Annotated in this window: 18 protein-coding genes and 3 tRNA genes; 7 read left to right on the plus strand and 14 right to left on the minus strand. The window is 71.3% G+C overall.

From position 1 onward, the window contains the following. Both EDJALFJO_RS20315 and EDJALFJO_RS20320 read right to left on the minus strand, forming a co-directional pair. Window positions 1–987, minus strand: a 987-nt coding sequence (locus EDJALFJO_RS20315) for a DUF2157 domain-containing protein (protein ID WP_088288138.1), incomplete at its 3' end; no start/stop codon positions are given. A gap of 48 nt (window positions 988–1,035) precedes the next feature. Continuing rightward, on the minus strand, window positions 1,036–1,653 hold the full coding sequence (locus tag EDJALFJO_RS20320; protein ID WP_088288139.1) for a TetR/AcrR family transcriptional regulator: 618 nt from the start codon (window positions 1,651–1,653) through the stop codon (window positions 1,036–1,038). A gap of 140 nt (window positions 1,654–1,793) precedes the next feature. On the opposite strand from EDJALFJO_RS20320, the gene EDJALFJO_RS20325 reads away from it, so the two are divergent. Continuing rightward, window positions 1,794–2,624, plus strand: a complete 831-nt coding sequence (locus EDJALFJO_RS20325; protein ID WP_088288140.1) for an oxidoreductase — start codon at window positions 1,794–1,796, stop codon at window positions 2,622–2,624. On the opposite strand, the gene EDJALFJO_RS20330 is transcribed toward EDJALFJO_RS20325, so the two are convergent. Next, window positions 2,625–3,158: a MarR family winged helix-turn-helix transcriptional regulator gene (locus tag EDJALFJO_RS20330; protein ID WP_088288141.1), complete on the minus strand. Its 534-nt coding sequence runs from the start codon at window positions 3,156–3,158 to the stop codon at window positions 2,625–2,627. It lies immediately after the preceding gene. Between the two features lie 116 nt (window positions 3,159–3,274). Here EDJALFJO_RS20330 and EDJALFJO_RS20335 point away from each other — a divergent pair, with 116 nt between their 5' ends. Beyond that, window positions 3,275–3,637 carry a DoxX family protein gene (locus EDJALFJO_RS20335; RefSeq protein ID WP_088288142.1) on the plus strand — a complete coding sequence of 121 codons (363 nt, stop codon included), beginning with the start codon at window positions 3,275–3,277 and terminating at the stop codon, window positions 3,635–3,637. A 63-nt stretch (window positions 3,638–3,700) separates the two neighbouring features. Here the strand turns inward: EDJALFJO_RS20335 and EDJALFJO_RS20340 are convergent, their stop codons facing one another. Together EDJALFJO_RS20340 and EDJALFJO_RS20345 are read right to left on the minus strand one after the other, a co-directional pair. Then, window positions 3,701–4,051, minus strand: a complete 351-nt coding sequence (locus EDJALFJO_RS20340) for a metallopeptidase family protein (RefSeq protein ID WP_198950490.1) — start codon at window positions 4,049–4,051, stop codon at window positions 3,701–3,703. Between the two features lie 29 nt (window positions 4,052–4,080). Continuing rightward, window positions 4,081–4,947: an aldo/keto reductase gene (locus EDJALFJO_RS20345; RefSeq protein WP_088288143.1), complete on the minus strand. Its 867-nt coding sequence runs from the start codon at window positions 4,945–4,947 to the stop codon at window positions 4,081–4,083. A gap of 219 nt (window positions 4,948–5,166) precedes the next feature. On the opposite strand from EDJALFJO_RS20345, the gene EDJALFJO_RS20350 reads away from it, so the two are divergent. The 3 genes from EDJALFJO_RS20350 to EDJALFJO_RS20360 all read left to right on the plus strand — a co-directional run bounded on the left by EDJALFJO_RS20350 (window position 5,167) and on the right by EDJALFJO_RS20360 (window position 5,441). Continuing rightward, window positions 5,167–5,239 (plus strand) — tRNA-Glu (locus EDJALFJO_RS20350). 30 nt (window positions 5,240–5,269) lie between these two features. Then, window positions 5,270–5,343: transfer RNA gene (locus EDJALFJO_RS20355), tRNA-Asp, on the plus strand. Between the two features lie 24 nt (window positions 5,344–5,367). Continuing rightward, a tRNA-Phe gene (locus EDJALFJO_RS20360) sits at window positions 5,368–5,441 on the plus strand. 573 nt (window positions 5,442–6,014) lie between these two features. On the opposite strand, the gene EDJALFJO_RS20365 is transcribed toward EDJALFJO_RS20360, so the two are convergent. Together EDJALFJO_RS20365 and EDJALFJO_RS20370 are read right to left on the minus strand one after the other, a co-directional pair. Further along, window positions 6,015–7,253 (minus strand): NAD(P)/FAD-dependent oxidoreductase, encoded by a 1,239-nt coding sequence (locus tag EDJALFJO_RS20365; protein WP_088288144.1) that lies wholly within the window; start codon window positions 7,251–7,253, stop codon window positions 6,015–6,017. Between the two features lie 146 nt (window positions 7,254–7,399). After that, window positions 7,400–7,720, minus strand: a complete 321-nt coding sequence (locus EDJALFJO_RS20370) for a putative quinol monooxygenase (protein ID WP_088288145.1) — start codon at window positions 7,718–7,720, stop codon at window positions 7,400–7,402. Window positions 7,721–7,880: 160 nt separating this feature from the next. On the opposite strand from EDJALFJO_RS20370, the gene EDJALFJO_RS20375 reads away from it, so the two are divergent. After that, window positions 7,881–8,534 (plus strand): TetR/AcrR family transcriptional regulator, encoded by a 654-nt coding sequence (locus EDJALFJO_RS20375; RefSeq protein WP_198950491.1) that lies wholly within the window; start codon window positions 7,881–7,883, stop codon window positions 8,532–8,534. Between the two features lie 580 nt (window positions 8,535–9,114). On the opposite strand, the gene EDJALFJO_RS20380 is transcribed toward EDJALFJO_RS20375, so the two are convergent. The 7 genes from EDJALFJO_RS20380 to EDJALFJO_RS20410 form a co-directional block, all read right to left on the minus strand. Beyond that, window positions 9,115–10,086 carry an electron transfer flavoprotein subunit alpha/FixB family protein gene (locus EDJALFJO_RS20380; protein WP_088288146.1) on the minus strand — a complete coding sequence of 324 codons (972 nt, stop codon included), beginning with the start codon at window positions 10,084–10,086 and terminating at the stop codon, window positions 9,115–9,117. Window positions 10,087–10,124: 38 nt separating this feature from the next. Beyond that, the gene (locus tag EDJALFJO_RS20385) at window positions 10,125–10,916 is read right to left on the minus strand and encodes an electron transfer flavoprotein subunit beta/FixA family protein (RefSeq protein WP_088288147.1); all 792 of its coding nucleotides are present in this window, start codon (window positions 10,914–10,916) and stop codon (window positions 10,125–10,127) included. 11 nt (window positions 10,917–10,927) lie between these two features. After that, window positions 10,928–11,803 (minus strand): bifunctional methylenetetrahydrofolate dehydrogenase/methenyltetrahydrofolate cyclohydrolase, encoded by an 876-nt coding sequence (locus EDJALFJO_RS20390; RefSeq protein WP_088288148.1) that lies wholly within the window; start codon window positions 11,801–11,803, stop codon window positions 10,928–10,930. A gap of 27 nt (window positions 11,804–11,830) precedes the next feature. Further along, a complete protein-coding gene (purU, locus tag EDJALFJO_RS20395; protein ID WP_088288149.1) occupies window positions 11,831–12,691 on the minus strand; it encodes a formyltetrahydrofolate deformylase in 861 nt (286 codons plus the stop codon). A 119-nt stretch (window positions 12,692–12,810) separates the two neighbouring features. Then, window positions 12,811–13,941, minus strand: coding sequence for an aminomethyltransferase family protein (locus tag EDJALFJO_RS20400; protein WP_088288150.1), 1,131 nt, complete (start codon window positions 13,939–13,941; stop codon window positions 12,811–12,813). A 46-nt stretch (window positions 13,942–13,987) separates the two neighbouring features. Next, on the minus strand, window positions 13,988–16,129 hold the full coding sequence (locus EDJALFJO_RS20405; protein ID WP_088288151.1) for an FAD-dependent oxidoreductase: 2,142 nt from the start codon (window positions 16,127–16,129) through the stop codon (window positions 13,988–13,990). A gap of 143 nt (window positions 16,130–16,272) precedes the next feature. After that, complete coding sequence (locus tag EDJALFJO_RS20410; protein WP_158220501.1) at window positions 16,273–17,742, minus strand: APC family permease; 1,470 nt, start codon at window positions 17,740–17,742, stop codon at window positions 16,273–16,275. Between the two features lie 183 nt (window positions 17,743–17,925). On the opposite strand from EDJALFJO_RS20410, the gene EDJALFJO_RS20415 reads away from it, so the two are divergent. Next, window positions 17,926–18,546: a TetR/AcrR family transcriptional regulator gene (locus EDJALFJO_RS20415; RefSeq protein WP_198950492.1), complete on the plus strand. Its 621-nt coding sequence runs from the start codon at window positions 17,926–17,928 to the stop codon at window positions 18,544–18,546. Window positions 18,547–18,567: the final 21 nt, after the last annotated feature.

The raw sequence follows: 18,567 nt of genomic DNA on the forward strand, positions 1-18,567 counted from the left end.
CCGCAGGCCGAGGATGCTCGCCCCGAGGATCGACAGCCCGGTGACGAGCAGCGCGCCCGCCGCCCCGAGCTCACCGTCGGTGTAGTCGATGACGGCCTGCGGGACGACGGTCGCGAGCGCGACGACACCGACGACCAGCACGCCGACGTGCCGGGTCCGGACGTAGGCGACCAGCCCCGCGACGGCCACGGCTGCGAGCACGAGGTAGCCGACCCAGGCCAGCCCCTCGGCGCTCGTGGCGATCTCGCCGCCGACGAAGGCGAGCGCGCCGCCGACGGTCAGCCCGAGTCCGGCCTCGGCGAGCAGCCCGGCACCGGTGAGGGCGAGCCAGACGACGGCGACGGCGACGACGGCGAGCCCGGCCCAGAGGCCCTCGCGCTGCCAGGTGTCGGAGTACGTGCTCGCGGCGATCGGTGCGGCGGCGGCCGCCGCGACCGCGGTGGCGACGTGGAGCAGCGGGGTGCGCAGCACGGCGTACCCGAGCGCCCCGACGACGGTGGCGGCACCGAAGTACCAGACGGCCTGCCAGTCGCCGGTGCCGCGCGCCGCCACGGCGACGGCTCCGGCGAGCAGGGCGCCGCCGACGACGACGAGGGCGGCCGCGAGCCGGCGGCGGGCGCCGGTGCCGCGCCGGTGCCGCACGGGCCAGCCACCGGGGGTCAGTGCGAGGACGGCGGCCGCCGCGGCGAGGAGCAGCAGCGCCGGGACGCCGAGCAGGACGATCCGCTCGGACTGCCCGAGCTCGCCCCAGCGGGGGCCGGTGAGGACGATCGCGGCGGCGAGCACGAAGGCCCCGCCGACGTACCCGCCGATCTCGGCGACCAGCGTGGTCCAGCCGGGGCGGTCGGCGGACCGGGGGCCGGGGACGGCGCCGGGGACGCCGGTCGCCTGCGGCGTGAGCTCGCGCGAGACCGCGCGGGCCTGTTCGTCCGTGAGGGTTCCGTCGGCGACGAGCCGACCGAGTGCCTGCTCGAGAGGGGTGCTCATGGCGTCAACGTACGCACGGCCGGGGCCGGGGAGCCTGAGTAGGGCGGCTCAGCTCCCGGTCCGCGCGTGTCGGCCCGGCACGACGGCCCCGAGGGCCGCGTCGACGTGCCGTTCGACCCCGGGCCACGGGTACGCCGGCTTGGACAGACGCAGCGAGACGACGCCGTGCAGCGCGGTCCACACCCCGAGGGCCGCGGCGGCCGGGTCCTCCGGGGGCGGGTCGAGGTCGACGAGCAGTGCGGCGAGGTCCCCGAGCAGGTCGCTGCCGGCGGTGAGCGCACGTTCGTCCTCGGCGCTCAGCTGGCGCAGCGCCCGGCCCTCGAACACGACGGTGTACGGGCCCGGGTTCTCCAGCCCCCAGCGGACGTAGGCCCGGGCGAGCGAGCGCAGCCGGTCGGGCGCCGGGCGGGACGTCGTCCGCGAGGCGCTGCGGTGCAACGCCGCCGCGAGGTCGGCGACGTGCCGGCGGACGAGCTCGACGGCGAGCTCGTCGAGGTCCGCGAAGTGGGCGTACACGCTCGGGGCCGAGACCCCGGCCTCCCGGGCGACGCCGCGCAGGGTGAGCTCGGCGTCCCGGCCGCCCGCGACGAGGAGCCGGCTCGCGGCGTCCAGGAGCTCGCCCCGCAGCCGCGACCCCTGGCCCCGCGGGTTCGCCGTCCGCGCCATGCGCCCTCCGTCGGTGCAGCGTGCTCCGGTCCGGCACGCCGTCCCGGACCCGGGTTGACCTGAAGACTAACACTCGTTAACTTGTCATATCGCTTAACAGTCGTTAGTTGACGGGCCGGGTGCCCGACGGAGGTCTCGAGATGGCAGCGAACGACCCGGTGCTCGTCACCGGCTGCAGCAGCGGGATCGGCCTGGCCACCACGCAGCGGCTCCTGGCGGCGGGGCACACCGTCTACGCCACGGCACGCAGGCCCGAGACGCTCGACGGTCTGGCCCGGGCCGGCGCCCGGGTGCTCGCGCTGGACGTCACCGACGAGGCGTCGATGCGGACGGCGGTCGAGGCGGTCGAGCACGAGCACGGCGCCGTGGGGGCCCTGGTGAACAACGCCGGGTACGGCGTCTACGGCCCGGTCGAGGAGGTCGACCTGGACGACGTCCGCGCCGAGTTCGAGACGAACGTCTTCGGTCTCGGGCGGATGTGCCAGCTCGTCCTGCCGGGCATGCGGCGCGCGGGCCGCGGCCGGATCGTCAACATCTCCTCCATGGGCGGGCGGCTCGTCTTCCCGACCGGCGGCTGGTACCACGCGAGCAAGTACGCGGTGGAGGCCCTGAGCGACGCGCTGCGCCTGGAGGTCAAGCCGTTCGGGGTCGACGTCGTCGTCGTCGAGCCGGGGCTCATCCGCACCGAGTTCGGCACCACGGCCTCCCACGGCCTGACCGCCGGCGACGAGGGCTCCGCGTACGGGGGGCTGCGCTCCTACGCCGACGAGCTCATGGCGAACGCGTACCGGTCGCGGGCCGCGGCCGAGCCGGGCGTCGTCGCGGACACCATCGTGAAGGCGGTGCAGGCCCGGCGTCCGCGGACCCGGTACGTCGTCACGGCGGCCGCGAAGCTCCAGGTGCAGACCCGGCGGCTCGCCGGGGACCGGGTCTGGGACATGGCGATGCGCCAGGCGTACCGGCTGCGCTGACTACGCCTCGTCGCCGCACCCGCGGGCCTGGCCGGGCGGACGGCGCCCCGGCCGCCCCGCGCAGCTCTCGCCGTCCCGGGCGTCGATCCGGTCGAGGACGACCCGGCAGGCGGCACCGAGCGCCTCGAGCTGCTCCGGGGCCAGGGCGTCGACGACGAGGTCACGGACCCGCTCGACGTGCCCGGGGGCGGAGGCGACGATCTTCGCGACGCCGTCGTCGGTGAGCCAGGCCATCGTCGAGCGACCGTCCTCGGCGCTCGGCCGGCGCAGCACCCAGCCCTTGCGCTCCAGCCGGGAGACGACGTGCGACAGCCGGGACAGCGACCCGTTCGACATCGCCGCGAGCTCGCTCATCCGCACCTCGCGGCCGGGCGACTCCGACAGGTGCGCGAGCACGAAGTACTCGAACTGGGAGAGGTCGGCGTCGCGCTGGAGCTGGCTCTCCAGGGCCGCGGGCAGCCGGATCATGAGCGCCGCGAGGTCGAGCCACGACGCGAGCTGGTCGGGGCTCAGCCACCGGGCGTCGTCCGTCATGGCGTCATCGTACCCGATCACTTGACGCTTAAACTGTTCGTCACTAGCGTTAGTTGAACAGTCAAGTCCACCCTCCCCGCCGCATCGCGCGGCACCGTCCCCCTGGAGCCTCCCCCATGAACATCGCCCTGTGGGTCGTCGCAGGCCTGCTCGCCCTCCTCTTCGCCGGCGCCGGCTTCATGAAGGCCACGACACCGAAGGCGAAGCTGCAGGAGAACCCGAACATGGCCTGGACCGAGGACTTCTCCCCCGGGCTCATCAAGACGATCGGCGTGCTCGAGATCCTCGGCGCGATCGGCCTCATCCTGCCGTGGGCGCTCGACATCGCCCCGGTCCTCACGCCGCTCGCGGCCACCGGCCTGGCGATCACCATGGTCGGCGCGATCATCACCCACGGGCGCCGCAAGGAGACCCAGGCGATCGGGATGAACGTCGTCCTGCTCGCGCTCTGCGTGTTCGTGGCGGTCGGCCGCTTCTGAGACCGCACCCGGTCCGCACGCAGGGGCCGCCACCGATCCCGGTGGCGGCCCCTGCGTCGTCCGTCAGTCCCAGCCCAGCTCGTGCAGGCGGTCGTCGTCGATGCCGAAGTGGTGCGCGATCTCGTGGACCACGGTCACCTGCACCTCCTCGACGACCTCGTCCCGCGAGTCGCACATCTCGAGGGTCGGGTTCCGGAAGATCGTGATCCGGTCCGGCAGCGAGCCGGCCCAACCGTCGCCGCGCTCGGTGAGCGGGGTGCCCTCGTAGAGCCCGAGCAGCTCGGGGTCGTCCTCGGGGGCGTCGTCCTCGACGAGGATCACGACGTTGTCCATGAGCCGGGAGAGCTCGGGAGGGACGCCGTCCAGGGCGTCGGCGACGGCGTCCTCGAACTCCTGGCGGGACATCTCGACCACGGGGACAGTGTGACCCGCGGGCCGACCGCTCAGGCCCCCGCGCCGTCCAGCAGCGCGAGCTCCTCGGCCGTCAGGGTGACGTCCACGGCCTTCGCCGAGTCGAGGATCGTCTTCGGCCGGGACGCCCCGGGGATCGGGACGACGACCTCGGACTTCGCGAGCTCCCAGGCGAGGCAGACCTGCTGCGGGCTGATCCCGCGGCCGTCCGCGATCTCCTGGAACGCCTTGAACGTCGACCCCAGGCCCGCGGCCCGGGAGATGCCGCCGAGCGGGCTCCACGGGAGGAACGCGATGCCGAGGTCGTCGCACAGCTCGAGCTCGGGCTCGCTGGACCGGAAGGCCGGCGAGAACTGGTTCTGCACGCTCACGAGGCGGCCGCCGAGGATGTCCCGCGCCTGCATGATCTGGTCCGGGCTCGCGTTCGAGATGCCCGCCATCCGGATCTTGCCGGCGTCCAGCAGGTCCCGGACGGCCCCCACGGACTCGGCGTAGTCGACCGTCGGGTCCGGCCGGTGGAACTGGTAGAGCCCGATGGCCTCGACCCCGAGCCGCTTGAGCGAGGCCTCGCAGGCCTCCTTGAGGTGGGCGGCCGAGCCGTCGAGCGTCCACGACCCGTCCCCGGGCCGCAGGTGGCCGCCCTTCGTCGCCACGAGCACACCCGACGTGTCCCCGGAGTACGTCGAGAGCGCCTCCGCGACGAGCGACTCGTTGTGCCCGACCTCGTCCGCGAACTGGTGGTAGGCGTCGGCGGTGTCGATGAGCGTGATGCCCGCGTCGAGCGCCGCGTGGATCGTCGCGACCGACCGCGCCCGGTCGGGCCGGCCCTCGATCGACATCGGCATCCCGCCGAGCCCGATCGCCGAGACCTCGACGTCGCCGATCATGCGGGTGCGCACAGTGGTGTCTCCTTCTCGTCGTCCGGACCGCCTGCAGCATCCTCCCCCGGGGCCCCTCGGGCAGCACGTCCGGTCGGCCCCCGGACATCGTCCCGAGCGGCCCGCGAGGCCCCGCTGAGCACCGCCGGGTATCCATTTTGGAGGTGGGGGCTGGTTACCCCTATGCTTACCGAGTCCTCGACGGGTCCTGGACGTCTGGGGTTACGTCGCGGAAGCGACGCCCTCATCGTCTAGCGGCCTAGGACTCCGCCCTTTCAAGGCGGCAGCACGGGTTCGAATCCCGTTGGGGGCACGGCACGTAGCAAGGCCTTGGCACCATCAAGGCCCCGTAGCGCAGTTGGTTAGCGCGCCGCCCTGTCACGGCGGAGGTCGCGGGTTCGAGTCCCGTCGGGGTCGCTGAGCGGAGAGATCTGCTCGTTCGGCCAGGTAGCTCAGTTGGTACGAGCGTCCGACTGAAAATCGGAAGGTCGGCGGTTCGACCCCGCCCCTGGCCACAACCCCCGAAACCCCTGCTGAGCAGGGGTTTCTTCATTTTGGCGCCCGGTCGCAGACCCGCGAAAGTGTCCGCGGAATGTCCGCGCCGAACGCCGCTTCCTCCCTCATCTGGGCCGTTGACCTGCGGCTTTGGCCGCCAGTCCGCCCGATCAGCAGCCGATTCTCGGCACGACCACGAGCCACGTCCCGACGCGTGCCAGTTCGTCCCGGCTCGGCCGGCCACGCGGCGTCTCGAACGGCCTCGTCCGCGGACACTCCGCTGGCACAGGCCGACGACGACCCGGCCGGCCGCCACGGACGAAATCCTTCCGACCCGGAAGGGGAAGGTCGGTGCGCTCTCGTGAGGGCAGGACATCGATAGTGCCGACGAATGCCGATCCGTCCGGGGCAGAAGGCTGGCGTCCGCGGACACACCGTGATGCAGGCATCCCATGATGGCGACGTACCGCTCTACCGACGCTGCGTGCGTCCGGGGCGATGCCGGACATGAGGGTCAGCCAGGTATTGCTCCAACCACCCTCACACTGCCTCGTGACTGTGCCGTTGGGCTGTGCACCGAGCGGCAGCGTCGTCTAGTCGGTTCGACCGAGAACAGAAGCCATGCGAGCCTCGGCCTCGTCGATGGCGGTGATCTGGGCGATGATCTCGCCGGGTGACTTCTCGCCGACCTGCTTTTGCAGGAGGGGGGTGTGGTCCAGGACGAGGTCGCGGAGCGGGCGCAGCGGCGCTGGGGCGTGGTGGAACACCTTGCCGAGCACCCAGGCGGCCTGGACCTGGGCGGCGGTGTGCGGCTTGCGCGGCGTCTCGAACGCGTCGAGCGCCGCACGGACGGCGGCGTGGTCGCTCAGGTCGACGCCGGCGAGCCGGCGTCCGAGGAAGAAGCCGTCCTCGGTGGCCATGCCTGCCCCGTAGGCGGCGTACGGGCTGGTGGGGTGCGCGGCGTCCCCGACGAGCGTCGCACGGCCCTTGGACCACTGCGGCAGGGCGGGTCGGTCACGCAGCACCCAGCGCTGGACGTGGCCGGGTTCGGTCGCGGCGATCAGCTGCGGCAGCGGCGCGGCGAACCCGGCGCCCATGCCGGTCGCGGTGGCGTGCAGGTCGCCGCTGAAGTCCGGGGACGCGTCGTGGGCGCCGAGCACCCACCACTGGTAGCCGTGCCGGCCCTTGCTGCGGATGGAGGTCCAGCTGCCCTGGACGGTGCGGCTGTGGGAGACGATGCACAGCCCCCGCTCGGCCTCCGGGACGTCGTCGAAGGTGTACCCGCCGAAGATGTGCAGGTTGTGCTCGCGCTTGGGGGCGTCTCCCCACAGGGTGCGCCGGACCAGGGAGTCGATGCCGTCGGCGCCGACGAGGACGTCGACCTCGAGGGTCTCGCCGTCCGCCAGGTGCAGTCTCACGCCGGTCTCGTCCTGGTCGACCCGTTCGACCGTGCGGTTGACCTGCAGGACGCCCGGCGGCAGCGCCGCGAGCATCCGCTCGTACAGGTCCGGCCGGAGCAGCCCGATGAACCCGCCGCCGTACGCGTCGACGATCTCCTGCGGCAGGTTGACCCTCACCCTGGTCCGCCCGGCTGCGGTCCGGAACTCCGAGTAGCAGGGGGCGCCGAGGTCGGTGGTGTCGACGCCCAGCAGGCCGAGCGCCTTGATGGGTGGCGGCCACAGGTTGAGGATGTTGCCCGCGGGCCGGGCCTGCGGGTAGCGCTCGAGCAGGACGACGTCGTGGCCGGCCTGGTGCACCGACAACGCGGACGCCATGCCGGCCGGGCCGGCGCCGATCACGGCGACGCGGCCACGCTTGGGGGTGGGACTCACGGAGGCCTCCTCGTTGAGGGACGGACGGGACGTTCGCGCGCAGGACTCCCGCCGGAACGGGTGGCGCGAGAGCCGCGGCGGCGATGGACCGGACCGGGCGGACGACGACCGGCGGGATCAGTAGGGATCCATCGGGTCTTCGGGGATCAGCTGGGATCGGGCACGTGATGGAACGCCATCCGGGGCGTGCCGTCGAGCAGGTCCCCGACCCGGGCGATGAACTGCTGGGTGTGCGGGTGTGACATGTGCGCGTCCAGGGCCACCTGGTCGCGCCAGGTCTCGATGCTGACGATCGTGTCGGCGTCGTCCAGGGCGGCGTAGAAGCCGTACGACAGGCAGCCGTCGTCACCGCGCGTCGCGGCGGCGATGTCGGCCGCTGCGGCCACCAGGTCCTCCCGGCGGCCTGGAAGGGCACGGGCGGTGCCGAGGACGATGAGCACCATTTCTCCTCTGGAGTGGCCAGTCATCGAACCGTAGCGTGCGCTACGGTTCAGAGGGAGGGTGCGGTGTGACCCACGCCGCTGTCAACCCCCAGCACCGATTCGAGGGGACTCCTCGGGCACGTCCGGACCCTGGTGCCCGCGGACGACGTTCCAGCCGTGGCCGGGCATCGAGGAGGATGAGGACGTGACGTCTCCGGCACCCGACGACTCCGGCTCCCTGGAGGTGCGCCCACCCCTGCAGAGACGCAGCCGGGAGGCCTGGGGTCGCGTCCTCGACGCCGGCGTGGAACTCCTCGAGGAGGGCGGCTACGAGGCGTTCACCATCGCCGCGGTGTGCGAACGGGCCCAGGTGGCCCCGCGGGCGCTCTACGCACGGGTCGACACCAAGGACGCACTGTTCCTCGCGGTCTACGAGCACGGACTGGAACGCGTCCGCAGCGACCAGGCGGCACTCACCCACGAGGCCAGGTGGGCCGGTCTGTCGGCCGAGGACGTCATGGACCGGGCGGTGCGCGAGGTGGCGGGCATCTTCCGCCGGCACGCCGCGTTCCTCCGGCCAGTGGTCCTCATCTCCGGCGCCCACGCCGAGGTCTACCGCCGCGGCGGGGCATACAGCCGCGAGCTCGGCGACCAGTTCACCACCCTGCTCCTGCGTGCCGGCGCCGCTGCCGGAGAGCCCGACCCCGAACGCAGCGTCCGGGCAGCGTTCAACACGATCTTCTCCACCCTGGTGGTGCGTACCGCCTACGGGCCGACCTTCGCAGTGCCGGCCGCCGATGACGAGGACTTCGTCGACTCCCTGGCCGTCATGGTGAGGCGGTACCTCGCCCCGCGGTGAACGGCACACCCCACAACGTGATCCGGAGCCGAGCTCAGCAGCGGCTCCCTAGCACCATGGAGCTCACACCCATTGCCGGCGCCGTCGACCTCCCCGAACCAGGACGCGACGCGAGGCGACGGAGTCCGGCTGTCCACGACCAACACCAGGTCGTTGCGGCAGATCTCGCCCAGGAGACGCCCAGGACTCCCCAACCCGACCCACCTCAGCCGTATCGCCGCAGGTCAGAGGGCCTCCGATTGGCAATCGACCGTCTTCTGAAAATTGGAAGGTCGGCGGTTCGACCCCGCCCCTGGCCACCACAAAAGGGCCTCTGATCAGCGAAAACGCGAAGCATCGCCGCTGGGTCACAGGCCCTTTCTCGTTCTCAGGCTCCCCGTGACGGTCGACGACCACCGGAGACAACCGGACGCCACCGGACAGGCTATCCCTCAAGATCACACCCATAGTGCGCCCACGAGCACCGTCTCAGCGCCCGCGCCGGAACGGCCATACAGTCATTGACCAGGCACGACGACGGACTCGTTCGCACCCGCCCGCAAGTGATCGTCCGACGAACGATCGGAAGATCGATGTAGTGTCAGGCCTTGCGTTTGGCGGCCTCGTCGGTGGCCTGCGGGAGGACGGCGAACAGGTCGCCGACAACGCCGAAGTCGGCGAGCTCGAAGATCGGCGCCTCGGCGTCCTTGTTGATCGCGACGATCGTCTTGGACGTCTGCATGCCCGCCCGGTGCTGGATCGCACCGGAGATCCCGCACGCGACGTACAGCTGCGGCGAGACCTGCTTGCCGGTCTGGCCGACCTGGTTGGAGTGCGGGTACCAGCCGGAGTCGACCGCGGCCCGGGACGCGCCCACGGCCGCGCCGAGGACGTCCGCGAACGCCTCGACCTTGGAGAAGTCGCCGTTCGTGCCCCGCCCGCCGGAGACGACGATCGCGGCCTCTGTGAGGTCCGGGCGACCGGACTTGGCCTTCGGCTTGCGCTCGACGACCTTGACCGCCTTCGCGAGGTCGGACAGCGTCACCGACACCGGCGTCGCGTCGACCGGAGCGCCCGCGACGGGCTGCGGCTCCACGCTGTTCGGCTTCACCGTGACGACCGGCAGCCCGCGGGTGACGGTGGAGTCGACGGTGAACCCGCCGGCGAACGCCGCCTGGCTCGTCGCCACGCCGCCGCCGTCGGCCGCGCGGACGTCGATCGCGTCCGTGATGAGGCCCGAGTCGAGCTTGAGCGCGAGCCGGGCCGCGATCTCCTTGCCCTCCGCCGAGCTCGGGACGAGCACGGCGGCGAGCGCGGACGCGCCGCCGGCGGCCTCGACGACCGCGGCGAGCGCCTCGGCCTTGGCCAGCACGAGGTAGTCGTTCACCTCGGCCGGCACCGTGTAGACCGCGGTGGCGCCGAACTCGGCGAGCGACCCCGCGGCGTTGTCGTAGCCGTCGCCGACGAACACCGCGGCCGGCTCACCGAGCCGCGCCGCGAACGTCAGCAGCTCCGACGTCGACTTGCGCACCGCACCGTCGACGTGGTCGACGAGCACCAGAACCTGTGCCATCTCAGCTCTCTCCTTGTCCAGGCTCTCTCGATCGACCGTCAGACCAGCTTGGCGCCGGCGAGGAACTCGACCAGCTTCGCGCCGCCGTCGCCCTCGTCCGTGACGACCGTGCCGGCCGCGCGCGGCGGCCGCTGGGTCACGCCCGCGACCGTCGTCCACGCCGCGCCGAGGCCGACCTCGCCCGCGTCGACGCCGAGGTCGGCGAGCGTCAGCGTCGTCACCGGCTTCTTCTTCGCCGCCATGATCCCCTTGAACGACGGGTACCGCGGCTCGTTGATCTGGTCCGTGACGCTGATCAGCGCCGGCAGCGCCGACTCCACGACCTCGGTCGAGGTGTCACCGTCACGCTCGATGACGACCTTCGCTCCCGGCCCGTCACCCTCGATCGACAGCGACCCCGCGAACGTCACCTGCGGCAGCCCGAGCCGGTCGGCGACCAGCGCCGGCACGACGGACATCCCGGCGTCGGTCGAGGCCATCCCGGTCACGACGACGTCGTACTCCAGCGTCGCGATCGCCTTCGCCAGCACCAGCGACGTCGCGAACGCGTCCGACCCGTGCAGCGCGTCGTCCACCACGTGGACCCCGGCGTCGGCACCCATCTGCAACGCCTTGCGCACCGCGTCCGACGCCGCGTCCGGACCCACCGTCACTACGGTCACCGTGGAGCCGTCGTTCGCCTCGGACAGCTTGAGCGCCTCCTCGACCGCGTACTCGTCGAGCTCGGACAGCAGCCCGTCGACCCCGGCCCGGTCCACCGTGTGGTCGGCTGCGAAGCGACGGTCGCCCTGGGCGTCCGGCACGTGCTTCACACAGACGACGATTCTCATAGCGGAACTCCTTACGGTGCAACGGATGAGTGTTCAGGCGTCCGGCGTTCGGCGGTCTCGACGACGTTGGTGAGCAGCATCGCGCGGGTCATGGGGCCGACGCCGCCGGTGGCTGGGGCGAGGTGGCCGGCGACGTGGGTGACGTCGGGGTGGACGTCACCGAGGATGCCTTCCACGGTGCGGGTGATCCCGACCGACAGGACGGTGGCGCCAGGGCGGACCCATTCGGGGCGGACGAGGTGTGCGACGCCGGCTGCGGCGACCACGATGTCGGCGACGGCGGTGTGTGAGGCGACGTCTTCGGTGGCTTCGTGGCACAAGGTGACGGTGGCGTGCTCGGTGGGTCTGGTGAGCATGAGGCCGAGCGGACGGCCGACGGTCATGCCGCAGCCGATGACGCAGACCTGCGCGCCGGTGATCCGGATGTCGTTGCGGCGTAGGAGCTCGATGATGCCCCGCGGGGTGCAGGGTTGGGGCCCGGGCATGCCCAGGACGAGGCGGCCGAGGTTGGTCGGGTGCAGGCCGTCGGCGTCCTTGCCCGGGTCGACGAGGTCGAGGACGGTGTGGGTGTCGACCTGGGCCGGGAGCGGGAGCTGGACGATGAAGCCGGTCACGCCGGCGTCGGCGTTGAGTTGGTGGACGGCGTCCTCGACATGTGCCTGGCTCGCGGTGGCGGGGAGGTCGACCCGGGTGGAGGTGATGCCGACCTGCTCGCAGTCGCGGTGCTTGCCGGCGACGTAGGCGTGGCTGCCCGGGTCGTCGCCGACGAGGATTGTTCCCAGGCCCGGCTGGCGGCCCGCAAGGCGCAGCGTCATGACACGCTCGGCGAGTTCGGCCTTGATGGCTGCGGCCGCCTTCTTGCCATCGAGCAGGGTCGCGGTGACCACGGTCTACCTCCCCGGTGCTGTCGGGTCCTAGTGGAAGACGACGGTGCGGTGGCCGGCGAGGACGACGCGGTCCTCGGCGTGCAACCGCAGGGCGCGGGCAAGGACGACGCGTTCGACGTCGCGGCCGATGGCTACGAGGGTGTCGGCGTCCTGGGCGTGGGTGACGCGGACGACGTCCTGCTCGATGATCGGGCCCTCGTCGAGGTCGGCGGTGACGTAGTGCGCGGTGGCGCCGATGAGCTTGACGCCGCGTTCGTAGGCCTGGTGGTACGGCTTGGCGCCCTTGAAGCCGGGCAGGAAGGAGTGGTGGATGTTGATGACCCTGCCCGAGAGCTTGCGGCAGGCGTGGTCGGAGAGCACCTGCATGTAGCGGGCGAGGACGACGACGTCGACGGTGTGCTGCTCGATGAGATCGAACAGGAGCGATTCGGCCGCGGCCTTGCTCGTCGGGCCGTCGGGCATTTGGGTGACGGGGATCCAGTGGAAGCCGATGCCGTGCCGGTCGGCGATCTCCTGGGTGTCGGGGTGGTTGGAGACGATGATCGGGATGTCGACCGCGAGTTCGCCGAGCTGCTGCCGGTAAAGCAGGTCGACGAGGCAGTGGTCGAACTTGGACACCATGAGCAGGACTCGCTTGCGCTGGCCGGTGGGGCGCAGGGTGACGACCGGGTCGAACCGTCGGACCCGGTCCAGGATCTGTGTGCGGACGCCGTCGACGTCGCCGTCCGGGCTGTCGAACTGGGTGCGGACGCAGAAGGTGCCGGTGACCGGGTCGGAGAACTGGGCGTTCTCGACGATGTTGCCCCTGACCTCGACGATGCCGTCCGCGAGGGCACGAACGATGCCGGGCTGGTCGGGGCAGGTCAGGGTGAGGATGTACTGCTGCACGATGGCTCCGGGTTCGTGGGTGGTTCCGGGCGGCGGCACGACGGTGCGCGCCTGAAGACCACCTGGCAGCGGTGGACCTGGCGGCGTGGCGGGTGTTCGAGGCGTGGCTGTGTCAGACGTCAGGAGCGGACGCGGGTGCGTTCCGGGTCGTAGACGGGGGTTGCCTTCACGATGGCGGACGTCGTGGCGCCGTCGACGCCGACGGTCGTGAGCGTGGTCCCGGGCTTGGCGGCGTCCTGGTCGACGCGGGCCATGGCGAGGGTGGCGCCGCCGAGGTGCGGTGACGGGACGGCCATCGTCACGTGGCCGACGTCGGTTCCGTCGAGGAGAAGCCGGGCGCCTTCGGCGGCTTCAGGCGCGGCGTCGATCTGGACGGTGACGACGCGGCCGCGGACGGTGCCCTTCTTGGCGCGCAGGGCGTTCTTGCCGAGCCAGGGTCCCTTGTCGAAGTCCAGGGCCCAGCCCATCCGGCACTCGTACGGGGTGACCGTGTGGTCGTACTCGAGCTCACCCATGATCATGCCGGCTTCGATGCGGCACATCATGAGGGCGGCGGCGCCGAAGGGGCGGGCACCGATGTCGGCGCCGGTGTCGGTGACGGCGTCCCACAGGGTGAGGGCGTGCTGGCGGGGCACGACGATCTCGTAGCCGAGCTCGGCCGTGAAGCCGACCCGGTTGACCTGCGCCGGGACGCCGGCGACGGTCAGGTCGGTGCGGAACGTGTAGTACGGGAACGCCTCGTTCGAGAGGTCGGCGTCGGTGAGCCGGGCCAGGACGTCTCGGCTGCGCGGCCCTTGCAGGGTCAGGACGGCGGTCTCGTCGCGGCGCTCAGTCACCGTCGTCCCGTTCCCGGTGGCGTCCTGGAGGAGCTCGGCGGTGGTCGGGTTGCCGCCGACGACGAGCACCTCGCGGGCGGAGAGCACCGAGACGGTGACGTCATCGACCATGCAGCCGTCGGCGTCGGTGACGACGCCGTACGCGATCCGCCCGACCGGCTGCGTGGTGACGTTGTGGGAGAACACCGCGTCGACAACGGCGACGGCGTCCGGGCCTTCGACGGACCACTTGTGGAGCATGGAGTACTCGCTGAACCCCACCGTGGTGCGGATGGCGGCGTACTCCTCGCCGGGATCTCCCGACTCGCTGAGGATCAGTGGGACGGCGTGGCCGTAGACGTCGATCCACTCGGTGACGGTGTCGGCGTAGCGGGGCGAGAACGGCGTCGGGCGCAGGTTCTCCGGGATGGCCATGAGTGCCTCTCGTGTGGTGTCGCGGGTCGGCGCGAGGTCGGGCCGGTCAGCCGAGAAGGGTTGCTGCGCCGAGGGTGTAGTCGTCCTCGGTGGCGCCGACGAGGCGGCGTTCGCGGATGTACGGCAGCGGGACGTCGGGGTTCGGTGAGTCGATCTCGCGGGCGAGGCGGTGCCCGGAGAAGGTGGCCTGGGCGATGATGCCGGGCGAGTGGGCGTCGCCGACGAGGTGGAGCTGGCTGATGCCGGCTTCGTCGAGGGCGGCCTGGTCGTCGGCGAGCTCGTCGTACAGGGCGCTGTCGCTGTAGCGGCCGGTGACCAGGGCGAGGGAGTCGACGTCGAGGGTGACCTCGTTGCCGCCCCACAGGTGCACGAGCTGGGCCTTGCCGGGCTCGTAGGAGAGCACGAGGTGCTGGGACAGGATCGTGACGCCGAGCTCGGTGAGCCGCTGGTACATCCGCTGCTCCTCGAGGGTGTACCGCAGGTAGGGGCCGAGGGTCTCCCAGTGGGTGGCGTAGGTGACTCGTCTGCCCTGCCGGGCGAGGAACTCGGCGGTGGTGGAGGCCATGTGGTAGCCGTCGCCGTCGACGACCAGGACGTGGTCGCCGAGCTGCTTGCCCTCGACGACGAGCTGCTCCGGGGTGGCGACGTCCGGGCGGGTGGCGTCGGCCCCGGCGATAGGATCGTGGGTGGGGGTGTTCATCCCGTCGCCGGCCCAGTGGGCGCCGGTGGCGACGATGACGATCTCGGCGCCGTACTCGCGGACGTCCTGGGCGCTCATCCGGGTGTTGGGAATGAACTGGACGTTGTCGAGCTTGGAGATCTGCCGCTCGCGGTACTCCGCGACCCGGCGCCAGGCGCGCAGTCCGGGCATGGTCGTCATCCAGTTGAGGTGGCCGCCCATCTCGGACCCGGCGTCGACGAGGTGGACGGCCTCGAAGCCGCGCTTGCCCAGGACGACGGCGGCCTCCATCCCGGCCGGTCCGGCGCCGACGACGAGGACGGGCTTGTCGGCGTTGCGGGCGGTGCTGAACTTCTCCGGGTGCCAGCCGCGGCGGTACTCCTCGCCGCTGGTGGGGTTCTGGGTGCACCAGATCGGCGGGCCGCCCATCTCCCAGCGGGAGACGCACACGTTGCAGCCGATGCACTCGCGGATGTCCTCGAACCGGCCTTCCTCGATCTTCTTGGGCAGGAACGGGTCGGCGATCGAGGGGCGGGCGGCGCCGATGATGTCGGCCTGCCCGGAGTTGATGACGCCGATCATGACGTCGGGGTCGGTGAAGCGGCCGACGTTGATGCACGGCTTGCTGGTGGCCTGCTTGGCGACCTTGACGTACTCGGCCTCGTGGTTGGTGTCGAAGAACCGGCTGGAGCCGGCGTCCTCGCCCCAGTTCAGGGTGCCGACGTTGAGGTCCCAGTAGTCGACGAGGTGGTCCAGGGCGGCGATGAAGTCCTTGCCCTCTCCGTTCGCGCGGACCCCGAGGTCGCCGTAGCCGTACGGGTCCTCGAGGGTGTCGATGACGAACCGCATCCCGATCGCGACGCCGTCGACCTCGGAGCGCAGGTCCTCGAGGACCTCTCGGGTGAACCGGATCCGGTTCTCGAAGGAGCCGCCGTACTCATCGGTGCGCTTGTTGTAGAACGGGTACAGGAAGTAGATCGGGAAGGTGCCCAGACCCGCGTAGAACGTGAGCAGGTCAAAGCCGGCGTCCTTGGCCCGCTTGAACCCCTCGACGTGCTCGCGGCGCAGCGCCGCGATCTCCCGCTTGGACAGCGCCCGGCCGTTGGCCAGGTAGTTGATGTCGCTGGCGATCTGGGAGACGACCTTGGCCGGGGCGCGGGTCTCGGCGTTGGCGGCCAGGCCGCCCGGGTGGCACAGCTCGACACCGGCCAGGGCGTCGTGGGCGTGGATCGCGTCAGTCATCTCCCGCAGGTTGCGCACGTCGCCGGCGTCCCACAACTTGCTCGCGACCCACGGCATGACGTCCCCGCCGGGGGCGATCGAGCAGACCTCGGTGAAGACCGCCGACCAGCCGCCCTCGGCCTTCATGCCGCGGAACGCCGCCTGGAAGCCCGGCCGGTCCGACCCGGCGCCGTTGCAGTGCGGGACCTGCCAGAAGCGGTTCTTCAGGGTGTGCGGGCCGATCTGGATCGGCTCGAACAGGACGTCATACTTGGCCTCGCGAGGCATGGCGGAACCCCCGTCGGGTCATGGGCGGGTCATGGGCGGGATTGGCGGATGGGTGCCACCCGGCCGGCGCGTGGCTCAGACGTCCGGCCGGGTGGCGGTTCGCGGGGTCGGGCTTCGCGGGGACGGCCTTCGTGGGGCGGTGCTCAGGTGAGCTCGCTGTCCAGGTCGGCCAGGGCGGTGGCGCCGATCCGGGACTCCGTCGCGGCGAAGAGGATCAGTCCGACGATGAACGCTGTCGGCACGGTCAGCGCGAGGATCGTCGGCAGCCCGCCGGTGCTGCCGATGAGGACGTCGAAGTTGGCGATGATGAGGACCAACGCTGCGCTCATGGCGACCGCTGCGAGCACCGGCGCGATCTTGGTGTTCCACGCCCGGCCGTCCAGGGTCGGGTTGTTGCGGAAGAAGACGAACGCCGCGACCGCGACAAGGATGTAGAGGGTCACGACGCCCACGACGGCGATTCCCGAACCCCAGAAGAACAGGGTGAGCACCGGGTCCTTGCCGAGGATCGCGAACGGCAGGACCAGCAAGGCGGCGATCGCGGTCTGGGTGAACGAGGCGATGTACGGGGCCTTGGTCTTCGGGTGCACCTTGGCCAGCGGTGCGGGCAGCACCCCGTCGCGGGACAGCGTCCACAGGTACCGGGCGATGCCGTTGTGGAAGGCCAGGTTGCACGCGAACATCGAGGTGATGACGAAGACGGTCATCGCGTGCGGGGCCCAGGCTCCGAGGTAGGTGCCGCCGGCGTCGAAGACGTACGCCGCCGGGTTGCCGCTCTCCAGGGTCTTGCCCGCGACCTCGATGGCCTTGCTCGGGCCGTAGCCGACGACCAGCGCCCAGGAGTTGAACGCGAAGAACAGCGTGATCGCGCCGAGCGCGGTGAACGTGGCCCGCGGGATGGACCGCTTGGGGTCGCGGACCTCCTCGCCGTAGATCGCGGTCGACTCGAACCCGAACATCGACGCGAACGCCATCACCAGCGCGACCCCCGGGGCGCCGGAGAGGACGGCCGACGGACTGAACACGTCACCGACGGCATAGCCCTCACCGGCGCCGCCCTTGGCGAAGATGACCACGCTCAGGACGATGATCGTGCCCCACTCCAGGGCCATGAGGACGCCGAGGAGCTTGGCGCCGACCTCGACGTGGAGGTACCCGAAGACCTGCACGAGGAGCATCAGCCCGAACGTCAATGCCCACCACGGGACCGACACCCCGAACCACTCGGCGACCGCGCCGGAGGCCACCGCTCCGAAGAACCCGTAGACGGCGATCTGCACGGTCACGTAGGCCCAGATCGCGATGCTCCCCGCGCCGAGCCCCATCCGCAGCCCGAGGCCGCGCCCCACGTACGCGTAGAGCGCACCCGTGTTGGTCACCTGCCGGGACATCGCCACGTAGGAGACGCCGAACAGGGCCAGGATCAGCCCGACCACGATGTACGCGGCCGAGGCACCCAGACCGTTGCCGAGGACCATGGCGGTCGGGACCGCACCGGTAAGCCCGATCAACGGGCTGGCCGCGGCCAGGACGAGGAACACCACCCCGGTACTGCTGATGGCGTTGCGTTGCAGACCTTCTTGCACGGGCTGGGTGTTCACGGTGTCGCTCACGACCACACTCCTGGAGGCGGAGGCCGACCCGGGCAGCACTGCTCGGGCGGACTGCTGGCGCCGTGCCGGCGTGACCATGAGAATCTATCCACATGGATAACTTGTCAATAGGCTAGTTCTCGAGGTCCCGGGTGGGAGACACACGGGCCCTGAGCACAATGGGGTCCGACAGGGAGGAGCACCGTGACCGCAGAGCCCGTCGGCACCGGCCTGACAGCCGAGGACGGCGAGGGCCGAGACCGGCCCCGCTACGGCGAGGGCCGCGAGGCGCTCCTGCGTGCCGCCATCCGAGTCGTCGCGACGTCCGGGCTGCGCAACCTCACTTACCGGGCGGTCGCCCGCGAGGCGGGCGTCACGCACGGCCTCGTCGCTCACCACTTCGGCTCACGCGACACCCTGCTCGAGGAAGCCCTCCGCTACAGCCTCCAGCTCAGCGTCGAGACCAGCTCACTGGAGTCCGGCACCGGGCAGATCGACGACTTCGCCCGCGACCTGCCCGAGTTCGTCGACAGGGAGCCCGACGTCCAAGCGTTCCAGTACGAGCTCATCCTCGAGTCCCGCCGCCGCCCCGAGCTGCGGCCTTACGTCGAGGAGCTCTACGACTACTACCGCGGTGCAGCGCGCCGCGAGCTTGCCCGGCTCGGGATCCAGGACCCCGCACTCGCCGACGTCGCCTATGCCGCGCTCGACGGCCTCGTCTTCCAGCAGATCTCGGTCGCCTCTCCCGAGAACACCCGGAGGTCGGTCGACGCTTTGCGGACCATGCTGCTGGCGGCCAGAGACGCCCCGCCGGCCCGCGACTAGCCTTCGGACCCTGGTCCGACG

Source organism: Kineosporia sp. A_224, assembly GCF_002198655.1.
Taxonomy (GTDB): domain Bacteria; phylum Actinomycetota; class Actinomycetes; order Actinomycetales; family Kineosporiaceae; genus R-H-3.

Excerpts from the sequence above, each read along its gene's own strand:
- EDJALFJO_RS20335 (WP_088288142.1), top strand. The coding sequence starts at position 3,275 with ATGAACATCGCCCTGTGGGTCGTCGCAGGCCTGCTCGCCCTCCTCTTC.
- EDJALFJO_RS20405 (WP_088288151.1), bottom strand. The coding sequence starts at position 16,129 with ATGCCTCGCGAGGCCAAGTATGACGTCCTGTTCGAGCCGATCCAGATC.
- EDJALFJO_RS20385 (WP_088288147.1), bottom strand. The coding sequence starts at position 10,916 with ATGAGAATCGTCGTCTGTGTGAAGCACGTGCCGGACGCCCAGGGCGAC.
- EDJALFJO_RS20330 (WP_088288141.1), bottom strand. The coding sequence starts at position 3,158 with ATGACGGACGACGCCCGGTGGCTGAGCCCCGACCAGCTCGCGTCGTGG.
- EDJALFJO_RS20380 (WP_088288146.1), bottom strand. The coding sequence starts at position 10,086 with ATGGCACAGGTTCTGGTGCTCGTCGACCACGTCGACGGTGCGGTGCGC.
- EDJALFJO_RS20370 (WP_088288145.1), bottom strand. The coding sequence starts at position 7,720 with ATGACTGGCCACTCCAGAGGAGAAATGGTGCTCATCGTCCTCGGCACC.
- EDJALFJO_RS20325 (WP_088288140.1), top strand. The coding sequence starts at position 1,794 with ATGGCAGCGAACGACCCGGTGCTCGTCACCGGCTGCAGCAGCGGGATC.
- EDJALFJO_RS20400 (WP_088288150.1), bottom strand. The coding sequence starts at position 13,941 with ATGGCCATCCCGGAGAACCTGCGCCCGACGCCGTTCTCGCCCCGCTAC.
- EDJALFJO_RS20320 (WP_088288139.1), bottom strand. The coding sequence starts at position 1,653 with ATGGCGCGGACGGCGAACCCGCGGGGCCAGGGGTCGCGGCTGCGGGGC.